The organism is Diaphorobacter limosus (assembly GCF_033100095.1).
GTDB lineage: Bacteria > Pseudomonadota > Gammaproteobacteria > Burkholderiales > Burkholderiaceae_C > Alicycliphilus > Alicycliphilus limosus.
The window spans coordinates 2,087,425-2,108,746 of sequence record NZ_CP136921.1; the positions used below are offsets into that span (position 1 = coordinate 2,087,425).

25 protein-coding genes are annotated in these 21,322 nt (G+C 66.6%); 10 read left to right on the forward strand and 15 right to left on the reverse strand.

The genetic code is table 11. The features are described from left to right. Positions 1-119: 119 nt before the first annotated feature. The 11 genes from fliP to fliF all read right to left on the reverse strand — a co-directional run bounded on the left by fliP (position 120) and on the right by fliF (position 10,133). Positions 120-875, reverse strand: a complete 756-nt coding sequence (fliP, locus tag P4826_RS10060) for a flagellar type III secretion system pore protein FliP (RefSeq protein WP_317700277.1) — start codon at positions 873-875, stop codon at positions 120-122. Beyond that, complete coding sequence (locus P4826_RS10065) at positions 868-1,206, reverse strand: flagellar biosynthetic protein FliO (protein WP_317700278.1); 339 nt, start codon at positions 1,204-1,206, stop codon at positions 868-870. Before P4826_RS10065 ends, fliP begins: the two co-directional genes overlap by 8 nt. Positions 1,207-1,216: 10 nt before the next feature. Then, the gene (fliN, locus tag P4826_RS10070) at positions 1,217-1,666 is read right to left on the reverse strand and encodes a flagellar motor switch protein FliN (protein ID WP_317700279.1); all 450 of its coding nucleotides are present in this window, start codon (positions 1,664-1,666) and stop codon (positions 1,217-1,219) included. Beyond that, positions 1,656-2,660 carry a flagellar motor switch protein FliM gene (fliM, locus tag P4826_RS10075; RefSeq protein ID WP_317700280.1) on the reverse strand — a complete coding sequence of 335 codons (1,005 nt, stop codon included), beginning with the start codon at positions 2,658-2,660 and terminating at the stop codon, positions 1,656-1,658. The genes fliN and fliM overlap by 11 nt, the downstream gene beginning before the upstream one ends. 25 nt (positions 2,661-2,685) lie before the next feature. Continuing rightward, entirely contained in the window at positions 2,686-3,267 is a 582-nt protein-coding gene (locus P4826_RS10080) for a flagellar basal body-associated FliL family protein (protein WP_317700281.1), read from the reverse strand. Between the two features lie 158 nt (positions 3,268-3,425). Further along, entirely contained in the window at positions 3,426-4,823 is a 1,398-nt protein-coding gene (locus P4826_RS10085; protein WP_317700282.1) for a flagellar hook-length control protein FliK, read from the reverse strand. 5 nt (positions 4,824-4,828) lie between these two features. Further along, positions 4,829-5,287, reverse strand: a complete 459-nt coding sequence (gene fliJ / locus P4826_RS10090; RefSeq protein ID WP_317700283.1) for a flagellar export protein FliJ — start codon at positions 5,285-5,287, stop codon at positions 4,829-4,831. Positions 5,288-5,292: 5 nt separating this feature from the next. Continuing rightward, the gene (fliI, locus tag P4826_RS10095) at positions 5,293-6,693 is read right to left on the reverse strand and encodes a flagellar protein export ATPase FliI (RefSeq protein WP_317700284.1); all 1,401 of its coding nucleotides are present in this window, start codon (positions 6,691-6,693) and stop codon (positions 5,293-5,295) included. Continuing rightward, entirely contained in the window at positions 6,683-7,426 is a 744-nt protein-coding gene (locus P4826_RS10100; RefSeq protein WP_317700285.1) for a FliH/SctL family protein, read from the reverse strand. The genes fliI and P4826_RS10100 overlap by 11 nt, the downstream gene beginning before the upstream one ends. Next, positions 7,413-8,408, reverse strand: coding sequence for a flagellar motor switch protein FliG (fliG, locus tag P4826_RS10105; protein WP_317700286.1), 996 nt, complete (start codon positions 8,406-8,408; stop codon positions 7,413-7,415). Before fliG ends, P4826_RS10100 begins: the two co-directional genes overlap by 14 nt. A 30-nt stretch (positions 8,409-8,438) precedes the next feature. Further along, positions 8,439-10,133, reverse strand: coding sequence for a flagellar basal-body MS-ring/collar protein FliF (gene fliF, locus P4826_RS10110; protein WP_317700287.1), 1,695 nt, complete (start codon positions 10,131-10,133; stop codon positions 8,439-8,441). A gap of 176 nt (positions 10,134-10,309) precedes the next feature. Here fliF and fliE point away from each other — a divergent pair, with 176 nt between their 5' ends. From fliE to P4826_RS10125, 3 genes are all read left to right on the forward strand, one after another. Next, a complete protein-coding gene (fliE, locus tag P4826_RS10115; protein ID WP_317700288.1) occupies positions 10,310-10,621 on the forward strand; it encodes a flagellar hook-basal body complex protein FliE in 312 nt (103 codons plus the stop codon). Positions 10,622-10,837: 216 nt separating this feature from the next. After that, on the forward strand, positions 10,838-11,080 hold the full coding sequence (locus P4826_RS10120; protein WP_317700289.1) for an antitoxin: 243 nt from the start codon (positions 10,838-10,840) through the stop codon (positions 11,078-11,080). Then, positions 11,077-11,532 (forward strand): type II toxin-antitoxin system VapC family toxin, encoded by a 456-nt coding sequence (locus P4826_RS10125; RefSeq protein ID WP_317700290.1) that lies wholly within the window; start codon positions 11,077-11,079, stop codon positions 11,530-11,532. Before P4826_RS10120 ends, P4826_RS10125 begins: the two co-directional genes overlap by 4 nt. Positions 11,533-11,644: 112 nt before the next feature. Here P4826_RS10125 and P4826_RS10130 read toward each other — a convergent pair whose 3' ends face one another. The 4 genes from P4826_RS10130 to P4826_RS10145 all read right to left on the reverse strand — a co-directional run bounded on the left by P4826_RS10130 (position 11,645) and on the right by P4826_RS10145 (position 15,555). Then, positions 11,645-11,944, reverse strand: coding sequence for a flagellar protein FliT (locus tag P4826_RS10130; protein ID WP_317700291.1), 300 nt, complete (start codon positions 11,942-11,944; stop codon positions 11,645-11,647). Positions 11,945-11,947: 3 nt separating this feature from the next. After that, complete coding sequence (fliS, locus tag P4826_RS10135) at positions 11,948-12,388, reverse strand: flagellar export chaperone FliS (protein WP_317700292.1); 441 nt, start codon at positions 12,386-12,388, stop codon at positions 11,948-11,950. A 70-nt stretch (positions 12,389-12,458) separates the two neighbouring features. Beyond that, positions 12,459-13,901 (reverse strand): flagellar filament capping protein FliD, encoded by a 1,443-nt coding sequence (gene fliD / locus P4826_RS10140; protein WP_317700293.1) that lies wholly within the window; start codon positions 13,899-13,901, stop codon positions 12,459-12,461. A 217-nt stretch (positions 13,902-14,118) separates the two neighbouring features. Continuing rightward, positions 14,119-15,555 (reverse strand): flagellin N-terminal helical domain-containing protein, encoded by a 1,437-nt coding sequence (locus tag P4826_RS10145; RefSeq protein WP_317700294.1) that lies wholly within the window; start codon positions 15,553-15,555, stop codon positions 14,119-14,121. A 341-nt stretch (positions 15,556-15,896) separates the two neighbouring features. Between P4826_RS10145 and P4826_RS10150 the strand changes: the two genes are divergently transcribed. From P4826_RS10150 to P4826_RS10180, 7 genes are all read left to right on the forward strand, one after another. Beyond that, positions 15,897-17,375, forward strand: coding sequence for a flagellin N-terminal helical domain-containing protein (locus tag P4826_RS10150; RefSeq protein WP_317700295.1), 1,479 nt, complete (start codon positions 15,897-15,899; stop codon positions 17,373-17,375). A 158-nt stretch (positions 17,376-17,533) separates the two neighbouring features. After that, positions 17,534-18,394, forward strand: a complete 861-nt coding sequence (gene motA, locus P4826_RS10155; protein ID WP_317700296.1) for a flagellar motor stator protein MotA — start codon at positions 17,534-17,536, stop codon at positions 18,392-18,394. A 15-nt stretch (positions 18,395-18,409) separates the two neighbouring features. Next, entirely contained in the window at positions 18,410-19,348 is a 939-nt protein-coding gene (gene motB / locus P4826_RS10160) for a flagellar motor protein MotB (RefSeq protein WP_317700297.1), read from the forward strand. Positions 19,349-19,413: 65 nt separating this feature from the next. Then, a complete protein-coding gene (gene cheY, locus P4826_RS10165; RefSeq protein WP_317700298.1) occupies positions 19,414-19,800 on the forward strand; it encodes a chemotaxis response regulator CheY in 387 nt (128 codons plus the stop codon). A 2-nt stretch (positions 19,801-19,802) separates the two neighbouring features. After that, positions 19,803-20,447: a protein phosphatase CheZ gene (locus P4826_RS10170; RefSeq protein WP_317700299.1), complete on the forward strand. Its 645-nt coding sequence runs from the start codon at positions 19,803-19,805 to the stop codon at positions 20,445-20,447. Positions 20,448-20,787: 340 nt separating this feature from the next. Next, a complete protein-coding gene (gene relB, locus P4826_RS10175; protein ID WP_317700300.1) occupies positions 20,788-20,985 on the forward strand; it encodes a type II toxin-antitoxin system RelB family antitoxin in 198 nt (65 codons plus the stop codon). Beyond that, complete coding sequence (locus tag P4826_RS10180) at positions 20,985-21,278, forward strand: type II toxin-antitoxin system RelE/ParE family toxin (RefSeq protein ID WP_317700301.1); 294 nt, start codon at positions 20,985-20,987, stop codon at positions 21,276-21,278. The genes relB and P4826_RS10180 overlap by 1 nt, the downstream gene beginning before the upstream one ends. The last annotated feature ends 44 nt before the right edge of the window (positions 21,279-21,322 follow it).

Below are 21,322 nucleotides of genomic sequence, written 5' to 3' on the forward strand. Positions count from 1 at the left end.
GCGCGCGCCAAGCCAGCGGCCGCCGTGCAAGGGCCGCCCCGCCGCACGGGCGGCGTCCCCCTTCCCACGCGCAGCGTGAGAGAAGGGGGAAGCGACGAAGTCGCTCAGGGGGTTGCTACTCATACAGCGAAGCTGGCGGCCAGCGAGCCGATCAGCAAATTCCAGCCATCGGCCAGCACGAACAGCATGAGCTTGAACGGCAGTGCCACCAACACCGGCGACAGCATCATCATGCCGAGCGACATGAGCACGCTGGAGACCACCATGTCGATGATCAGGAACGGGATGAAGACCATGAAGCCGATCTGGAACGCGGTCTTGAGCTCGCTGGTCACGAAGGCCGGCACCAGCACGCGCAGCGGCGCGGTCTCGGCCGTCACGCCATCGTCCAGCCTGGCCAGGCGCGCAAACAGCGCAAAGTCCGACTGGCGCGTCTGCTTGAGCATGAAGCCGCGCATGGGCGCCTCGGCCTTGTCCAGCGCCTGCTCGAAGGACAGCGCGTTGGTGGTGTAGGGCACATAGGCCTCCTGGTAAACCTTGTCCAGCGTCGGGCCCATGACGAACAGCGTGAGGAACAGCGACAGGCCGACCACCACCTGGTTGGGCGGCGCCTGCTGCGTGCCTATGGCCTGGCGCAGGAGCGACAGCACGATGACGATGCGCGTGAAGCCGGTCATCATCAGCAGCACCGCTGGCAGAAAGGACAGCGCCGTGAAGAACAGCAGCGTCTGTATGGGCACCGAATAGCTGTTGCCACCCGCGCCCGAGCCAATCACCAGCGGCAGCGTGCCCGCCGCGCCGCCCTGCTGCGCCAGGGCCACGCCGGCCCACAGCAAAGCGCCCAGCAGCGCTGCGGCGCGCAAGCGTTTATGCATCTGCGCCCCCATCCACCAAGGGCTGTGCGCGCGCCGCCGCCATCTCCGCGGCAAAGCGGGCGCCATCCGTGGCCACCGCGGGCAGCACATGCAGGCAGTTGATGTTTTGCGCCGTCACGCCCAGCACCAGCACCGTGCGCTGCTGCGGCGGCCCCACCTCGACGGTCACCACGCGCTGCTGCGGCCCCACGGCGACGGCCGACAACACGCGCGACATGGCGCCCGCCTGCCCGAGCTGGCCGGCGCGCTGCTGCTGCAGGCGCCGGATCAGCCAGGGCAGGGCCGCCAGCGCCGCGACCAGCAGCACCAGCAGCAGCAATGTCTGGGTCATGCCCATGCCATCAACCCCGGCTGACACGGCGCAGGCGCTCAGAGGGCGTGACCACGTCGGTCAGGCGGATGCCGAACTTGTCGTTCACCACCACCACCTCGCCCTGGGCGATCAGGTAGCCGTTGACCAGCACGTCCATGGGCTCGCCGGCCAGCGCGTCCAACTCCACCACCGAACCCTGGGCCAGCTGCAGGATGTACTTGATGGGCACCTTGGTGCGACCCAGCTCCACCGACAGCTGCACCGGAATGTCCAGCACCATGTTGATGTCCTGCACCTGGGCATTGCCATTGCCGCCAAAGGGGCGCGCGGGCTCGCCCGACAGCGGGCCGCCCTGATCGGCCTCCACGGCTTGCGCATCGGCGCTCTTTTGCTCCTCCAACGCCTCGGCCCAGCCGGCAAACGGATCGTCGGCCGCCGCGGCGCCATTGGGGTCGTTGTGATCGGATTCAGTTGACATGTTTCTCTCCCATCCAGTGGGCCTCTATGCCGCGCAGGCATTCCTCTACGCGGATCGCGTACTTGGCGTTGTGTGTGCCGTATTGGCAGTCAAAGACGGGCACGCCCTCGATGGTCGCGCGTATGCGCGGCTGGCGCTCCAGCTCGATGAAGTCGCCCGGCTTCATGGCCAGCAGCTGCTCGACGGTGGCATCCGCGCGCGCCAGCTCGGCCACCAGCGTGACCTCGGCGGCCTGGATCTCGCGGGTGAGCACGCGCACCCAGCGCCTGTCCACCTCGATGGCATCGCCCTGCGTGGCCGAATACAGCACGTCGCGTATCGGCTCCAGCGTGGCGTAGGGCATGCAGATGTGGATGGCGCCGGACAGGTCGCCGATCTCCAGCTGGAATGCCGTGGAGACCACGATCTCGCTGGGCGTGGCGATGTTGGCAAACTGCGGCTGCATCTCCGAGCGCTGGTAGGACAGCTCCAGCGGGTAGATGCCCTGCCAGGCCTTCTTGTATTCGGTGCAGATCACCTCCACCAGGCGGTTGATGACGCGCTGCTCGGTGGCCGAGAAGTCTCGCCCCTCGATGCGCGTCTGGAACTTGCCCACGCCGCCGTACAGCGTGTCGATGATGCCGAACAGCAGCGAGGGCTCGCACACGATCAGGCCGCTGCCGCGCAGCGGGCGGATGGAGACGATGTTGAAGTTGGTCGGCACCACCAGCTCGCGCAGAAAGGCGTTGTAGCGCTGCACCGACACCGCGCCCACCGAGATCTCGGGGCTGCGGCGTATGAAGTTGAACAGCCCGATGCGGAAGTTGCGTGCAAAGCGCTCGTTGACGATCTCCATCGTCGGCATGCGCCCGCGCACGATGCGCTCCTGGCTGGAGATGTCGTAGTCGCGGACGGCGCCGGCCTCGATCTCCTCCTTGACGGTTTTCTGGCTTTCGCCGGTCACGCCCTCCAGCAGCGCATCGACCTCTTCCTGGGACAGAAAGGAATCACTCACGGCAAGCCTCCCTCAGGCGGTTCACTTACTGGATGATGAAGCTGGAGAACAGCACCTGGCGCACCGGGTTGTTGTCCGCCTTGGCGCGCCGGGGCGCGACCTCGTCGTCCTCTTCCTCGTCCTCCGGGTCACGCTGCACCGGGCGCTTGCGCGGCTTGGGCACCGTGAAGCCCAGCGGGCGCGAGACCTCGCGGCGAATGTCCACGGCCAGCTTCTCCTTGCCCTCGCGCGTCAGCAGCTCCTCGGTGCTGCGCTGCGACACCAGCAGCAGCACATTGCTGCGAATGCTGGGCATGAAGGACTTGACGAGCTCGCCGGTCTTGGCGTCGGCCAGCTCCAGCGTGATGCCCACCTGGGCAAAACGGTCACCGCCGGGGTCGGCCAGGTTGACCACCATGTTCTCCATGGGCAGAAAGGTGGGCGGCGTCTTGGGCGCGGCCGCCTGGGCCACGGGCGCATGCCCCTCCTCCTCGTCACCGCCGCCGCGTTTGCCCAGCAGCAGCCAGGCGGCGGCGCCGCCGGCCACCAGCAGCACGGCCAGGGCCGCCACGATGATGATCAGTTTCTTGCTCTTGGCCTTGGCCGGGGCGGCAGTGGGTTCGGACACGTTGGGACTTTCTTGCGCGCGGGCCGCGTCAGACAGTGGAGCCGCAGACAGCATGCCTGGGGCCGCTGCCTGTTCGATGCCCCATTATTCAGCCGCCGCCCCTGCCCCGATCGCCGGAATAAAAGCCCAAAACCCCGGCTATCGGGCGCTTGCGCCGCTCACACAAAGATATCCACCGAGCGCTCGCCCACGCCCGATCCACGGCCCGCGGCGCCCACGGGCAGCGCCGCCTGCACGCTGGCGCGCTGCGCGCCCTGGTAGCCCGCCTCGCGCCCCTCCTGGCGCGCGCCCGCGCCATGGCCGCCGCCGGCGCCCACCGTCATGCCGGCCAGCTGCAGGCCCTGGCGCTGCAGCATGTCCTGCAGCTGCTCTCGGCCGGCGTCCAGCAGCTGGCGCGCCTCCAGCTGGTCACTGCGCAGACTGACATGGGCCTGGTCGCCGGTGAGCGCCACCCGCACCTCGACCGGTCGGCCGCCCTGGTCCAGGGTCAGCTCGGCGTTCTGGGTTTTCTGGTGCACCCAATAGCTGGCCTGCTCGGCGATCTGCTCGGCCAGCTGGTCTTCGGCGCCGGCCATGGCGGCCGGCGTGGCGTCGGCCGCTGCGGGCTGCGCCTCGAAGCCCTGGTGCTCGCCACTGCCCACGGACACAGCGCCTGCGCCAGAACGCGCGTCGGACTGTGCGGCACCAGGCTGGCGGTCATTGGCCACTATCAAACCCGCGGCGGACAGGGCCGGCGCAGCCGCCTCGGCCTCGCCACCCGGCTGCGCCAGGGGCATGGGCTGCTGGGCACCACCACGCTCGCTGATGGCCAAGCCTGTGGTCTGTGCTGCGGCAGGCATCGTCACTATCGATTCAGTAGCTGTTTGCGCAATGGATACAACACCTGCGGCGTTATTTCGTCCTGATCCGGCAGCTCCCGATGGGCCATCGGCCGGCTGCCATGGCTGTGCGCGCGCCGCCACACCACGCCCCGCCGGCGCAGCCGCGCCCATGCCCTGGCTAGTACCGCCCAGCGCGGCAGCCTCTGCGGCGCCGTCCAGCATGGCGGTTTCGCCCACCAGGCTGCCGCTCGTCCAGCGCTGCGTACCGGCCTGGGCCACGCCCATCAGGCCCTGACCACTGCGGCCGGCCAGGCCCGACAGGGCCGCCACCTCGCCCCCCGTGGTGGCAGCTGCGCCATCCATAACGACGCCCGCACCCTGCGCCTGCACAGCGGTGGGCTGCAGGCCCAGCATCCAGGGCGCCAGCGCTGCGCCATCCGGCATGCCCGGCTGGGGCTTCAGCGCCTGCTCACCGGCTTCGGGTGCCGTGGTGCCCAGGCCATCGAGCAGCGCCACCGCGCCGCCGACCTGTTCGCCGGCCTGTTCTCCTGCCTGCGTGCTGGCCTGTTCGCTGGCGCCACCGCCCAGGGCCGCCAGTAGCAAGGCAAAACCGCCGCCCTGGCCCGCGGCGATGGCGGCGTCCTCGGCACTGCCGGGTTTTTGCCCCGTGCCGCGCGCGGCGCGCGCCTCATGCGCGCTCTGCGGCGCCGGGGTGGCTATGCGTGTCTTTTCCATGGCTGTTACTCCTGATGCACCGCGCCCGCCCTGGCCGCGGCGCGTTGTGATGCAAGTTCGTCGGTCTGCTTTTGCTCGCGCCGCTGCTGCTCGCGCAACAGGTCTGCGCGGCGGCGCTCCAGCACCTTGCGCAGGCTGGCCAGGCGCAGCTCAGCCTGCAGCAGCACCTGCCCGGCCTGGTGCACACGCTGATCCTGGCCGCTGACGGCCTGCGTCTGCAGGCCTATGGCGTGATCGAGCCGGCCCATGAACTGGTAGTGGTGGCGCATGACCTCGGGCTGCACGGCCGCGCCCTCGCGCATGCCCCAGCGCTGCTGCGTCTCCGCCGCGTAGCCACTCAGCTGCTCGAGCTGGGCCTGCGCCGCCTGGCGTGCGCCCTGCAGGTTCTGCAGCGTCTGGCGCGCCGCATCACGCTGGCGCTCGGCCAGATCCACGGCGACGACAAAGGCGTTCAGCGAGCCCATTGGCTTCAGCCCTCCAGCACCTGGCCCATGGCCGCCAGGCAGTCATCCATGGGCGCGGCCTCGAACATGCTTTGCTGCAGAAAACCCACCATGCCCGGCTGCAGGCGTATGGCCTCGTCCAGCTGGGGGTCTGAGCCACTCATGTAGGCGCCGACCTGGATCAGGTCGCGGCTCTTCTGGTAGCGCGAGTAGATGGCGCGGAAGCTGCGCGCCATGTCGAAATGCTCGCGCTGCACCACGTTGTGCATCACGCGCGAGGCCGACTGCTCTATGTCTATGGCCGGGTAGTGGCCACCCTCGGCCAGCGCGCGCGAGAGCACGATGTGGCCATCCAGAATGGCCCGCGCCGCATCGGCAATCGGGTCCTGCTGGTCGTCACCCTCGGACAGCACGGTGTAGAAGGCGGTGATCGAACCCACGCCATTGAGCCCATTGCCGCTTCTCTCCACCAGCGCCGGCAGCTTGGCAAAGCAGCTGGGCGGATAGCCCTTGGTGGCCGGCGGCTCGCCGATGGCCAGCGCGATCTCGCGCTGCGCCATGGCGTAGCGCGTCAGCGAATCCATGAGCAGCAGCACATGCAAGCCCTGATCGCGGAAATGCTCGGCGATCGCCGTGGCATAGGCCGCGCCCTGCATGCGCAACAGCGGCGACGCATCGGCCGGCGCGGCTACGACCACCGAGCGGCCGCGATCCTGCGCGCCCAGAATGTCCTCGACAAACTCCTTGACCTCGCGCCCGCGCTCGCCAATCAGGCCGACGACGATGACATCGGCCCGGGTGTAGCGCGCCATCATGCCCAGCAGCACGCTCTTGCCCACGCCCGAGCCGGCAAACAGCCCCAGGCGCTGGCCGCGTCCCACGGTCAGCAGCGCGTTGATGGCGCGCACGCCGGTATCCAGCGGCTCGCGCACCGGGTCGCGCTCCATGGCGTTGATCGGGCTTCTGTCCATGGGCAGTGCCGTCACCCCGGCCAGCGGCCCGCCATGGTCCAGCGGCTGGCCCTGCGAATCCACCACGCGGCCCAGCAGGCCCGCGCCAACAGGCAGGCGCAGCACGCCGGCGCTTGTGTCCAAGCTCTCGCCGCCGGCCGCACCCAGCCGCGGCGCCGGCACATAGGGCGCGGCCGGTGTCACGCTGGCGCCGCTGGACAGGCCGTGGATATCGCCCGCCGGCATCAAGAAGGCCTTGTCGCCGGCAAAGCCCACCACCTCGGCCAGCACCGGCTCCTGGCCCGGCATCCGCATCTGGCACTGCGCGCCCACTGGCACACGCAGGCCCGCGGCCTCCAGCACCAGGCCCGTCAGGCGCGTGAGCGTGCCGCGCGCCTCCAGCGCCTGCGGCTGCGCCACGCGCGCGCGCGCCGCGGCCATGAACTCTCCCCAGGCGCTGGCGGGCTCAATCGGCATGGCCATCCTCACGCCAGGCGGCCGTCAGGCCCAGGGCGGCGATGGCGCGGCGCCAGCGCTTGTCCAGCGTGCCGTCGATCTGCATGCCGGCGGATTCCACCAGACAGTCGCCGGGCGGCACGGCGGCGTCCGCCTGCCATTCGATGCGCGGGCTGGCGAATTCTTCGCGCAGCGGCTTTTCCAGCGCCGCCCAGTCGTCCGGATGCAGGCGCACCGTGGCCGGCCGGCTCTCGGCCGCCAGCATGCCCAGAGCCTCGCGCACCACGGGCAGCATGGCCCGGGGGTTGCCTGCCACCTCGCGGCGCACCACCTGGCGCGCAATGTCGCAGGCCAGCTGCAGCACCTCCTGCGCCATGGCCTGCTGCAGGCCTGCCAGGCTGTCCTGCAGGCTTTGCGCCACCTGCGCCAGGCGTTCGGCGGCCTCGCGGCCCTGGCCGGCAACATAGTCGTCCAGCTGCTGCTGCGCCGCCAGGCGCGCCTGCTCCTGGCCTTCGGCCAGGCCGCGCGCATGGCCCTCGTCATGCGCCTGCTGCAGCAGCGCCTGCTGCTCGGCCGCGTCGATGGTGATGCCGGCGTGCAGCTCAGTGTCAGGTTCGGGCTCCAGCACCGGCGTGGGCGACATGAGGGGGCGCAGCGTGCCGGCGTCGTGCACATCGCCAAACTCCCAGCGTCTGACGTTACCCAGCTCTTCGCCGGGGATGAAGCGCGAGTAGTGGCGGCTAGACGAAGGCATCGTCACCTCCGCCGCTCAATGCGATCTGGCCTTCGTCGGCCAGGCGGCGCACGGTCTTCAGAATCTCGCGCTGCTGCGCCTCGACCTCGGACAGGCGCATGGGGCCGCGCGACTCCAGGTCTTCGCGCATGGCAGCGGCCGCGCGCGAGGACATGTTGTTCAGGATCTTGTCGCGCACCTCGGGCTGGGCGCCCTTCAGGGCCACCACCAGGGTCTCGGAGGCCACCTCGCGCAGCACGGTCTGGATGGAGCGGTCGTCCAGCTTGGCCACGTCGTCAAAGACAAACATCTTGTCCATGATCTTCTGCGCCAGGTCGATGTCGTGGCCGCGGATCGACTCCAGCACCGCCGCATCCATGCCCGAGCCCATCAGGTTGATGATGCTGGCCGCCGCCTGCACGCCACCCAGCGAGCTCTTGCGCACCTTGTCGCCCCCGGCCAGGGCCTTGAACAGCACCTCGTTCAAGTCCTTGAGCGCCGTGGGCTGTATGCCCTCCAGCGTGGCGATGCGCAGCATCACCTCGCCGCGCTGGCGCTCGGTGAACTGCCCCAGGATGCCCGAGGCATGGTCCGGATCCAGGTGTACCAGGATGGCGGCGACGATCTGCGGGTGCTCGTTGCGCAGCAGCTCGGCCACCGACAGCGGGTCCATCCACTTCAGGCTCTCTATGCCCGAGACATCGCCGCCCTGCAATATGCGGTCGATCAAGAGCGCCGCCTTGTCGTCGCCCAGCGCGCGCTTGAGCACCGAGCGCACGTAGTTGCCGGTGTCGGACACCAGCAGGCTTTGCGCCGCTGCGTCGTTGGTGAAGCGGGTCAGCACCTCGTCCACCTTCTCCTTGGACACGGCGCGCATGCGGGCGATGGTCTCGCCCAGCTTCTGCACCTCCTTGGGCGACAGGTGCTTGAAGACCTCGGCCGCCTCCTCCTCGCCCAGCGACATCAGCATGATGGCTGCGTCGTTCAGTCCCTGTTCGTCCATATCGGTCTCGCCGTCAGCTACGGGCCGGCGTCATTCGCCGTTGACCCAGGTTTTGATGATGCTGGCCACGGCCACCGGGTTCTCGCGCGCCAGGCGGCGGGCGTCCTCCAGCCGCAGCTGTTCGGCCGTGGGCTGCAGGTCCTGCGGTTGCTCGGGGGCGGGCAGCGCGGGGCGCTCCAGCTCCTCGGAGGCCAGGGCATTCAGCTGGCCGCCGGGCGCCGAATCCTGCGCCGGCGTGGCGCTCTTGCGGCCCTTGAGCACCGGGCGCACCAGCCCCAGCAGCAACAGCGCCACGGCCAGCGACAGGCCCACGGGCCAGCCCAGGCTCTTGGCCAGCTCAACCACCTCGGGCTGCTTCCACAGCGGCAGGTCGGCGGCGGGCGCGGCATCGGCCAGGAAGGGCGTGTTCATCAGGTTCACCGAATCGCCGCGCTCCTTGCTGTAGCCAATGGTCTCGCGCACCAGGGCCGTCATCTGCTCGATCTGCTCGGGGCTCAGGGCCTTGGCGACCGGCGGCTTGCCCTCCTCCTCGCTCACGCTCTGGTAGTTGACGACCACGGCCGCGTTCACGCGCTTGATGGCACCCATACCGCCGCGCGTCACGCGCGTGGTCTTGTCCACCTCATAGTTGGTGATGGATTCGCGCTTGCCCTGCCCCGCCGCACCCGGCTGCTGCTGGGCATTGGCGGCCGTGGGCGGCGGGTTGGCGCCGTTGATGGGCGCCGTGGAGCCCTGCGGCGGCTGGTTGCTGACGGCGCCGGGCACGCCCGTGGGCGGCTGCGCGCCCTTGTCGCCGCCGCTTTCCACGATCTGCTGGCTGCGCACGGCGCTGGCGTCGGGTGCCAGGTTGGGGCGGTGCTGCTCCACCGTGGACTCGGTCTGGTTGAAGTCCACCTCGGCCGTCACCTGGGCCTTGACGTTGTTCTTGCCCACCACGGGCTCCAGCAAGTCCAGGATGCGGCGCGTGTACTGCTGCTCTATCTGCTGCACATAGGCCAGCTGCTGCGCGTCCACGCCATTGCTGGCGCCGCCGTCGGGCGACTGCGACAGCAGCTTGCCGGTATCGTCCAGCACGCTCACCGCCGAGGGCGCCAGCTCGGGCACGCTGGATGCCACCAGGTGCACGATGCCCGCCAGCTGCGCCCGATCCAGCATGCGGCCCGGGTACAGCGACAGCAGCACCGAGGCCGAAGGCTTTTGCTGCTCGCGAAAGAAACCGTTCTGATTGGGCAGCGCCAGGTGCACGCGCGCGCTCTGCACCGAGGCCAGGGCCTGGATGGAGCGCGTCAGCTCGCCCTCCAGCCCACGCTGGAAATTCAGCCGCTCCTGGAACTGGGTCACGCCAAAGCGGTTGGTCTCCATCAGCTCGAAGCCCGTCACCGAGCCCTTGGGCAGGCCCTGCGTGGCCAGGCGCAGGCGCACGTCGTGCACACGCTCGGCCGGCACCATGATGGCGCCGCCGCCTTCGGTGTATTTGTAGGGCACGTTCATGGTGGTCAGCTGGGCCACGATGGCGCCGCCATCCTTGTCGTTCAGGCCCGAGAACAGCACCCGGTAGTCCGGGCTGCGGCCATAGAAGAAGGCCGCGGCGATCACCCCCAGCAGCAACAACGCCGCCGCACCCAGGCGCAGGCGCGCACCGCGGTCGAGCGAAGCCAGGCGCTGCTGCCAGCCGGCGCTGGCGGCGGGGGGCGGGGTAACAGGGACTTCGGCAACTGCAGACATCGTGCTTTCCACAAAAGGGCGGGCGCCAGGCGGGACTCTGGCCGTGCTGCGATTATTGAAGTCGGCCGCGATGCCGTTCGCTGGATAAGCCCGCCCTTTGGCCATCTTTTCGCACGGCCGCGGCCCGGGTGGCGCCCTAGGATTGCACCATCGCCCCAACCCTCCACCGACCGGCCATGGACCTGCGCATCAACAGCACCCCGAACCCGCTGACCAGCACCCAGCTGGCGCGCCGCGTGACGGCGCCGCAGCCCGGCACGCAAGAGGTGGGTTTTTCATCCGCGTTCAAGAACGCCCTGCAATCCGTCAGCGCCGCGCAAGACCGCGCCAGCGACCTGCAGCGCGAGGTGCAGCTGGAGAACCCCAGGGTCAGCATCGAGGAAACCATGGTCGCCATGCAGAAGGCGCAGGTGGGCTTTCAGGCCACGCTGCATGTGCGTAACCGCATGGTGCAGGCCTATACGGACATCATGAACATGCAGGTGTGACGCTATTGCGGCATCACATTACTATTTATTTGATAGCGCATGGCGCCTTATTGACGGGCACAACATCCGTTTTCATGAAAGCCCCCGTACCGGCGGGCTGGGGCGCGCGGCCCGGGAGACTATTTCCACCGCGGGCGCATGTCCTGCCCAGATTTGACCTGAAGTCACTCCAAGCATATGCTTTGGCATATGCCAATTCAAATGGAGGAAAAGAACATGTTTGCCGAACGCCATGTCCGCCTGTTTCGCAACGGGCGCAATCAGGCCGTGCGCATCCCCCGTGAATTCGAGCTGGACGCGCAAGACGCCATCATGCGAAGAGAAGACGGTCGCCTGGTGATCGAACCCGTGCGCAAGCAGGGGCTGCTGGCCACGCTGGCGGCCCTTGCTCCACTGGAAGAAGATTGGCCGGATGACCTGGATTCCGGCTTGCAAGCGCTGGACGACATCAAGCTATGAGCGCGCCGCGCTACTTGCTGGACACCAACGTCCTCTCTGACTTGGTGCGGCACCCGCAAGGCATCGTGGCCCGCAAGATTGCGGCCGTCGGCGAGGCCGCCGTATGCACATCCATCATCGTGGCGGCCGAACTGCGCTTTGGCGCCGCCAAGCGCGGCTCCGCCCGGCTCTCGCACCAGGTGCACGCCATTTTGTCGGCCATCGAAGTGCTGCCGCTGGACATGCCCGCCGATACAACCTACGCGCAACTGCGCTGGGCACTGGAGCAGTCGGGCCGCCCCATCGGCCCCAACGACATGCTGATCGCCGCCCAGGCCCTGGCCCATGAATGCGTGCTGGTCACGGCCAACGTGGGCGAGTTTTCTCGAATCACCGATCTGCAGCTCACCGACTGGCTGACTGTCCTCGACGAGCCGCCTCCCGACACCAGTGCGACGACCTCAACCGGTTGAACCTAAGCCGGCCACCGGCCGGGAGCACAAAGAAAAAGAGCCGGCCACCTCACGGCGCCGGCTCACTGCCTTGGGGTACCTTGCACGCGGCGCCACCACGCCGCCGCACCCGTCAATGCAGCACCTGGGGCTGGCCTTCCAGCACATGGTCAAACTGCGCCAGCCAGGGCTCGGCCAGGATGCGGATCTGCGCGTCGTTGCGCAATATGCGCTGCATGATGCGCGTCTTCTCCTTGCGCTGCTCGGGCTCCAGATCCTCGTTCTGCGCGCGGTAGCGCAGCTGCTCTATCAGCACTGCACAGGCGCCCTCGTAGCGCACTACCTCGTCCCAGTCCTTCAGGCGCGCGGCCTCCAGCATCTTGGCGCTGCTGTTTTCGATGGCCTTGTAGTAGTCGATGAGCATTTCGGGCATTTCTCAGGCCTCCACCAGTGCGGGTTGCAGCATGTCGTTGGCCACTTCGTTGGTATTCTTCATGTCTTTCCAGCCTTGTGCAATTGGCGCTATCAGGCGCGCCACCTCCTGCAGCATGGCGTCGTCGTTACGCGCGTTGGCCTGGATCAGGCGGCGCAGGCTGTATTCGTAGACCGCGCCCAGGTTCTCGGCCAGGGCACCACCGGCGTTGCGATCCAACGCCGTCATCAGACCCTCCTCCAAAATGCGCACGGCCTTGGCGACGCTGTTGCATTTGGTCGATACATCGCCGCGCGCCAGCGCGCCGCGGGCCGTGGCAATGGCGCCGAGCACGCCCTCGTACAACAGACTGACCAGCTGATGCTGGTCTATCGTGTGCATGCTGGTTTCGACGTTGATGCGCTGATACGCCGCGGCGGCGCGGGGGCTGAAATTGCTGAACATGGCGGTTGTCCTTGGGCTTGGTGCTATTCAATTTATCGGCATTCGGCCAAGAAACTGAAGCCGTGGGGCACTAGGATTTGTTCCAGGTGGTGACCTGCTGCGAGATATAGGTGTTGAGGGCGTTCAGCGACGACATCTTGGTGTCCAGCGCCGTGTAGCGCTGCGTCAGGCTTTTTTCCAGCCGCTCGGCCCGGTCTGTGACGCGCTGGATCTCTTGCGTGTTGCGCTTGAGGGCGTTGTCGTAGGTCTTGGTCTTGCTGGCAAAAAAACCGTCGCTGGCCAGCAGCTTGTCGGTCACACCCTTGAGTTTTTCGGCAAAGCCGTCGTCCTTGGCGCCGTCGTCGACGCCGCGAAAGAACTCCTTGACCGCCTGCGGGTTCTTCATGGCCGCGTCGAACTTGGTGGCGTTCAGCTCCAGCGAGCCGTCGGGGTTGACGTTGCCCGCGCCCAGGCCGCCGGCCGAGATCACGCCGACCGACGACAGATTCTTCAGCGCCCCCGAATCGCCCACCGCCTGCAGCGCCATGCGCAGCGTGTTTTGCAGCGTCACCGCCGTGGCGTCGCCCTGCAGCAGGCCGGCCGTCTTGGTGGCCTTGTCGTACTGCATCGACTCGTTGAGCGCGCTGTTGACGGCGTTGTAGGCCTTCACGAACGCCTCGACGTTTTTCTTGACCGACGAATCGTCCTTCTGCACCGTGATCGTCACCGCCTCGGTCGTCACCTTCGCGGCCGTAAAGGTCACGCCCGCCACCGCGTCGGCAAAGGCGTTGGTCTGCGAACTGACGGCAATGCCGTTGACGGTGGCGTTGGCGTTCTTGGCGTATTCGGTCGTGCCGCCGGCCACCAGGCGCGACAGGCCGGCCGCGTCGTCGTGCACGCCGTCGGCGTCGGTGGCGCTTAGCCGATAACCGGCCGACTCGCCGGTGGTGTTGCTGCGCAGCATCAGGCGTTCGCCCGTGCCGTCGTTGAGCACCGTGGCCGTCACGCCGGCCTTGGCGCCGTTGATCTTGCCGGCCACGTCGGCCAGGGTGTCGGTGGCGCTGACCTCGATGTCCACGGCCTTTTCGGTGCCGGCGGTAAAGGTTTTGGGGTCGCCTGCCCAGCTGCCAATTTCAAACTTGAGCGTACCCGCGCCCACCGGCTGCTTGGCCGGCGTCAAAGCCGCCGAGATCGACGACTGCGCCGACGCCAGGTTTTGCACCTGCACGCTGAACGAGGTGGCCGCCGCTCCGCCCACGGCGCTGACCGACACCGACTCGGCGCTCGACGAGCTGGCCTTGACGCCATTCCAGCCGGTCACGCTGGTCAGCTTGTCGGCCGCCTCGCCCAGCGCCGACACCAGCGACTTGAAGTTGCCAAACGCCGACACCTTGGCATTGGTGATGGCCGCCTGCTGCTGCAGGCCGCCGGTCTTGGTGATCGGCAGCTTGACCGCATCGACCGAGGCCTTGATCAGCGCATTCACATCGACGCCGCCGCCCAGGCCGATACCTATCGATGAAAAACTTGCCATGACCTACCTCCGTAATACACTGCCGCAACAGCCGAAATTGTTACACCTGCGCTGGCCTGCAGCGCCGCGAATAAGGCGGCATAAGGCCGCCAATCTCCCGCGTAGCGCCCAGGGCAATGCCGCCCCACAAAGCGCAATGCGGCGGCGAGAAGCCTCGCCACCGCGCCCGGGGTGGTTGCCGGGGCCGGGCCTTGGCGGCGCAGCCCCTGGCCCTGCATCAACGCAGCAGCGACAGCACGCCCTGGGGCAGCTGGTTGGCCTGGGCCACCATGGCGGTGCCGGCCTGCTGCAGGATCTGCGAGCGCGACAGGTTGGCGGTCTCGGACGCGAAGTCGGCATCCTGGATGCGGCTGCGCGAGGCCGACATGTTCTCGCCCGAGGTCTGCAGGTTGTTCACCGCCGTCTCGAAGCGCGACTGCAGGGCACCGAAGCTGGCGCGCTGGCCATTCACTGCGGCCAGGGCCGAGTCAATGATCTTCAGGGCCTTGGTGGAGCCCTCGACGGTAGAGACGTCGATCTGATTAACAGACTTCAAAGAGGAATTGCCGGCCGCCACATACGCAGACGTACCGCCCATTGAGAACCCCTTGTCAGAGTTGAACTCCACAGTGCCACGCGAGACTGCTGTGGCGCCAGCAGCAGTTGCCTGTGCAGTGCTGAATGTCAGGGTGTTTGCCGTGGCATCCTGGGCCGCCAGCGACACGGCAGCCGCAGTCGAGTTGTTAGTGATCTGGATGTCCGCACCCGCTTCGTTCGTCAGGATCACGCCATCCCCTGCACTGTTGAGCTTGGCAGTAATGCCGGTCTGCGAAGACACGTCATTGAAGGCCTTCACCCCTTCGGCCAGATCCGTCGCGGAAGTAGTTGAGAAGGAAATATTGGCGGCGGTGGTGGTGTTATCCCCCTTGATGGCCAGCGACACGGCACCAGCCGTCGTGATCTTGAATTCCGACACATTGCGCGCTGAGGCTGTCACGCCCGTGGATTCAGCGGCACCGTTGACCGTGGCGGCAATCTTGGCAGCGGTATCAGCCGCATCCACGTTCAAGGTCTTGCTTTGCAGGCCATTCACGATCACCGTTGCTGCTGCGGTAGCAGGAACCGCCGTGCCAGCCGGAACGCTGGCCGAAGATTTCAGCTGCGCGCCGTAGGTAGTGGTACGGAAGTTACCCGTGGTGGCGGTGATGGTCTGATTGGCATTCGCTCCCACCTGGAAGGTGGCCGAGCCGAACGAGCCGTCGAGCAACTTCTGGCCGTTGAACTCAGTGGTCTGCGAGATACGATCCATTTCCGACAGCAACTGGCCCACTTCGGCCTGTATGGCCTTGCGATCGCCGGCGCTGTTGGTGGCGTTGGCCGACTGCACCGACAGTTCACGCACACGCTGCAGGATGTCGCCAGTGCTCTTGAGCGCGCCTTCTGCCGTCTGCGCCAACGAGATGCCGTCGTTGGCGTTGCGCACCGCCTGGTTCAGGCCGCGGATCTGGCTGGTGAAGCGCTCCGAAATCGCCAGGCCGGCGGCGTCGTCCTTGGCGCTGTTGATGCGCAGGCCCGACGACAGGCGCTGGATGGAGGTGTTGAGCGAATTCTGGCTGATGCCCAGGTTGCGCTGGGCGGTGAGCGAGGCGACGTTGGTATTGATGGTGGAAGCCATGGCAAATCTCCTGAAAAGTACCGATTGGATATGGCGTTGCCGCCAACTGGGCCCAGAACCTTCTGGCCACAGCGTTCACAGTGCCACCCAGGCTGCCTGTTGAACGGCGGGTCGTCACTTCTTGTTTCAAACGGCCCGTTGAATGTGTTTTCGGGTTGTGGCCGAAAAACTTTAGGGGCGTCCGGTCGAATCGGCGGATTGGGCGGCTTTTGCGCCGTTTATCCAGCCAACGCGGCGGCGGCAGCTGCCCACAATCACCCCATCGTTCCCGCAAAGTCGGCCGCTGGAGCAAGGCCTGAGCCGGCAACCACACTTTTACCCAGCCACGCAGGAGTTCCGCCATGGCATCCACGATCAACACCAACGTCGCCTCGCTCACCGCCCAGCGCAACCTGGGCGTGAGCCAGGGGTCGCTCAATACCTCCATCCAGCGCCTGTCGTCGGGCCTGCGCATCAACAGCGCCAAGGACGACGCGGCGGGCCTGGCGATCTCCGAGCGCTTCACGGCCCAGATCCGCGGCCTGAACCAGGCGGCGCGCAACGCCAACGACGGCATCTCGCTGTCGCAGGTGGCAGAAAGCGCCCTGGCCGGCGCCGGCAACATCCTGCAGCGCGTCCGCGAACTGTCGGTGCAGTCGGCCAACGCCACCAACTCGGCCAGCGACCGCAAGGCCATCCAGGCCGAGGTCGGGCAGCTGCTGTCGGAGCTGGATCGCATGGCCGTGACCACCGAGTTCAACGGCCAAAAGCTGCTGGATGGCTCGTTCGGCTCAGCCACCTTCCAGGTGGGGGCGAATGCCAACCAGACCATCACTGCCACCACCGGCAACTTTCGCACTGCTACCTATGGCACGCAGCTCAAGCAGTCGGCGCCTATCGTCGTCACAGCAGCAGCGGCACCCACCGCCCTGACCGGTACCTTCGACGTGGCGGGGCTGCAGACCAAGACCGTGACCCTGACGGCCACGGACACCATGGCGACGGCCGCGGCCAAGATCAATGCATTGACGGAGGCCACGGGGGTGAGCGCCACGGCGCGCAACCAGGTCGAGCTGAGCAACTTTGCCGCCGGCGGCTCCTACTCCCTGGCCGTCAAGGGCGACAACAGCACGGCCGCCAACGTGACCTTCAGCGTCAGCGCTGCGGGCGCCACTGCGGCGGGCCTGGCGGAGAGCATCAAGGCCTTCAACGACGCGTCGTCGCAGACCGGCATCACGGCCAAGCTCAATGCCAATGGCAATGGCGTGGTGCTGATCAACGAGTCGGGCGCCGACATCCAGGTTCAGAACAATTCCGCTGCGGGCAACACTATCTCCCTGGGCGCCTACGATGCCGCAGCCTCCGCCACTTCGGGCACCTCGACCTTTGTGCCCGGCGTGGCGGCGGCACCAGCAGGTGGTTTTGCTACTGCGCGCGGCTATCTGGAGATGAATTCGGACAAGGGCTTCTCCATCGGCAACCTTGGAGGCACACCGCCGGTGACCGCCACAGCTTCGACGCTCAACTCAGTGAACACCATCGACGTCTCCACCGTGGACGGCTCCACCAAGGCCCTGAAGATCATCGACTCCGCCCTGGCCGCCGTGAACGGCCAGCGTGCCAGCTTTGGCGCACTGCAGGCACGCTTTGAGACGGCCATCGCCAACCTGAACACGTCGTCGGAGAACATGTCCGCCTCGCGCAGCCGCATCCAGGATGCGGACTTTGCCCAGGAAACCGCCAACCTGTCACGCACCCAGATCCTGCAGCAGGCCGGCACGGCCATGGTGGCCCAGGCGAACCAGATTCCGCAGGGCGTGCTGTCCCTGCTCAAGGGTTGAGCGGCCTGGCGGCCGTATCGGCAGCAGGCACTCTTTGAGGCATCGGCCATGCGCTTCCCCATGCCTTGACCAGATTCACAATCAGATACAGTACATCCCTCATACAGGGTATGCCTGCCACCCTTGACCCAAGGCTGCCATAGCAACCCGGATCCACCATGTTCGTCATCCTCGGCTACCTCATCACCTTCGGCTGCATCTTCGGTGTTTTCATCGCCCATGGCGGGAACATCAAGGTGGTGCTGGAGGCGCTGCCCTTTGAAATGATCACCATCGGCGGCGCGGCGGCGGGGGCGTTCATCATCAACAACCAGCCCAAGGTGCTCAAGGCCACCATGGGCGCGCTGCCGCAGCTGTTCAAGGGTGGCAAGTACACCAAGGCGCGCTACATGGAGCTGCTGGCAATGCTCTATGAAATCCTGCAGAAGGCGCGCAAAGAGGGGTTGATGGCCATCGAGGCGGACGTGGAGTCGCCCAAGGATTCGGAGATCTTCAAGAAATTTCCCACCGTGGGCTCGGATCACCATGTGATTGAGTTCACCACCGACTACCTGCGCATGATGGTCTCGGGCAACCTGAACGCACACGAGATCGAGTCGCTGATGGACAGCGAGATCGACACCCATCACCAGGAGGCGCATGCCCCCGTGGCCGCCCTGACCCGCCTGGCCGGCGCGCTGCCGGCCTTCGGTATCGTGGCCGCCGTGTTGGGTGTGGTGAACACCATGGGCTCGGTGGGCCAGCCGCCGGCCGTGCTGGGGGGCATGATCGGCTCGGCCCTGGTGGGTACCTTTCTGGGCATCTTGCTGGCCTATGGCGTGGTGGAGCCGCTGGCCGGCCTGCTGGAGCAAAAGAGCGAGGACGCGGCAAAGGAGTTCGCCTGCATCAAGTCCACGCTGCTGGCCAGCATGCAGGGCTACAACCCGGCCACGGCGATAGAGTTTGGCCGCAAGGTGCTGTTCTCGGGCGACCGGCCCAGCTTCTCGGAGCTGGAGAACCACGTCAAGGGCAAGAAGTAAGCGGGGTCTGGCGCCATGGCCGAGAAGAAGCTCCAGCCCATCATCATCAAGCGCATCAAGAAGGGCGGCCATGCCGCCCATGGCGGCGCCTGGAAGATTGCGTACGCCGACTTCGTGACGGCCATGATGGCCTTCTTTTTGCTGATGTGGCTGCTGGGCTCCACGGCCAAGGGGGAGCTGCAGGGCATTGCCTCGTATTTCGCCTCGCCGCTCAAGGTGGCAATGCAGGGTGGCGATGGCTCGGGCAACAGCTCCAGCATCATTCCTGGCGGCGGCAACGATTTGGCCAAGGTGCATGGCCAGGTGCGGCGCTCGGAGTCGGACACCAACACCAACCCGCGCAGCATAGACACGGTGCGCGCCGAGCGCGCGCGCGTGGATGCGCAGCGCATCAAGGCGCTGCAGTCCAAGATCGACGCCATGATTACGGGCAACCCCAAGCTCAACGAATACCGCTCGCAGATACGCATCGACGTGACGCCCGACGGGCTGCAGATCCAGATCGTGGACGACCAGAGCCGGCCCATGTTCGACAGCGGCAGCGCGCTGGTCAAACCTTATATGCGCGACATACTGCGCGAGATCGGTGCGGCCTTAGGGGGCGTGGAGAACCGCATCAGCCTGGCCGGCCATACCGACGCCGCGCCCTATGGCAATGGCGACCGGGGCTACAGCAACTGGGAGCTGTCGGCCGACCGGGCGAATGCCTCGCGCCGCGAGCTGGTGGCCGCCGGCATGCCCGACACCAAGCTGGGCCGCGTGGTCGGCCTGGCGGCCAGCGACCTGCTGGAGCCGGACAGCCCGCGCGCGGCGATGAACCGGCGCATCACCATCACCGTACTCACGCACGAGGCCGAGGAGCGGCTGCTGGGCAAGAAAACCACGGTATTGGCGGCGCCTGAAAGCCGTGCCGAAAAGCCTGACAATGTGGGCGAACCCCCCAAAAACCAGTAACTACTTGTTTGTAACTGATTTTTTTAACGACAATCACCTCTCCACTTGCACCGAAAGGGTCCTTTGTGTCCTCTGCCCTTCGCTTTCTGATCGTTGATGACTTTTCCACCATGCGCCGCATCGTGCGCAACCTGCTCAAGGAGAGCGGCTATACCGAAGCCGACGAGGCCGAGGACGGCGTGGCCGCGCTGAACAAGCTGCGCAACAGCCATTTCGACTTCGTGGTCTCGGACATCAACATGCCGAACATGAACGGCTTTCAGCTGCTGGCCGAGATCAAGAAGGACGACAAGCTCAAGCACCTGCCGGTGCTGATGGTCACGGCCGAGGCGCGCAAGGAGGACATCGTCGCCGCTGCCCAGGGTGGCGCGGCCGGCTACATTGTGAAACCTTTCACCAAGGCCACACTGGAAGAAAAAGTGGGCCTGATCCTCAAGAAAATGGGGTTGTGACCATGGAGGTGGCGGATCAAGGCCTGGCAACAGGCGCAGGCGCAAGCACTGGCACGGACGATGTGCATCAGAAGATCGGCTCGCTCACGCGCCAGCTGCACACCGCACTCAACGAGCTGGGCTTTGCCGACCCGCTGCGCGGCAGCATGGGCGAGCTGCCCGATGCGCAAAGCCGCCTGTCCTACATCGCCCGCCTGACCGGCGAGGCGGCCGAGAAGGTGCTGGGCCGCGTGGAACAGGCCAAGGCCCAGCACGACTACATCGCCAGCGAAACACGGCGCATGGTGACATCGCTGGTGGCCGACCCGGTGGCCGCCGTGGCCCGGGGCGAGATCTACAACTTTCTGACCGACGTGGAGCGCGTGACCCAGGAGGCCGACGGCCACCTGACCGAAATCATGATGGCCCAGGACTTTCATGACCTGACCGGCCAGGTGATTGCGCGCGTGGTCAACCTGGCCAGCACCATTGAGCAACAGCTGGTGCAGCTGCTGCTGCAGACCGCGCCCGCAGGCAGCGCCCCAGCCCCTGCCGCAGCACCGCGCAGCGAAGCCCTGCAGGGGCCGGTGGTGGATGCCGAGTCCAGAACCGACGTGGTGACGGATCAGTCGCAGGTGGACGACTTGCTGGCCAGCCTGGGGTTTTGATCGCTGGCTTGGCTGGTTCGCCAGGAGTCGCAGGCGGCCATATTTTGGCCATCTGCCGGTGTAGGCGCAGTGTGGAGGCGCTTGCGGCTAGTTTCTCCCTCTACCATCGCGGGCTATCGTATGCACACATCTTTCGATAGCGCGCAACGCATATTTGGCGCCGGTTTTAACTCCCTCGCCCCCTTGGGGGAGAGGGAGAAACCGCCCCAAGGCCACGCACATGTTGTGTGGCACGCTATACAAAAGGTGTGTGGATACCCATGTCCAGACGGGGAATGCGTCCGAGTCAGCTCGCGACTCAAGTTGGCCTATATGCCGGGGCTGGAATAGACTGTGCCCCATGAACGCCGCTTATTCCCCTCTGGTTTCGGAATTCGAGAGCGCCGAGCAGGAGGCCAGCTACACGGCCTGGCTGCAGGCCAAGGTCGCCGCCAGCCTGGCCGACCCGCGGCCCGCGATCCCGCATGATGAAGTAGAGCGCCGCATGGCTGAGCGCCTGCAACGCCTGCGCGAGCGCGCCAAGCGCGAAGCGTCCTGATGCTGCCCATTTTCTGGCTGGAGACGGCAGACGCCGATCTGGCAGCCATCACCGACTACATCGGGGCACGCAACATCAACGCCGCAGAAAGCATGTGGCACAGGCTGCGCTCCTGCGTATTACCGCTATCGGAACACCCCTACCTGTTCCCCTCCAGCGATCGCGCCCCGGGACTGCGCGAAATCGTCGCCCACCCCAACTACATCGTCATGTACCGCGTCGCGGCCGGGCGCATAGAAATCGTCAACGTCGTGCATGCGCGCCAGCAATTCCCGCGCAGCCCTCACGAATAGCGCCGCCCCGGCCCCTTTATTCGGGCTTTAGCTTCTGCCCCTGC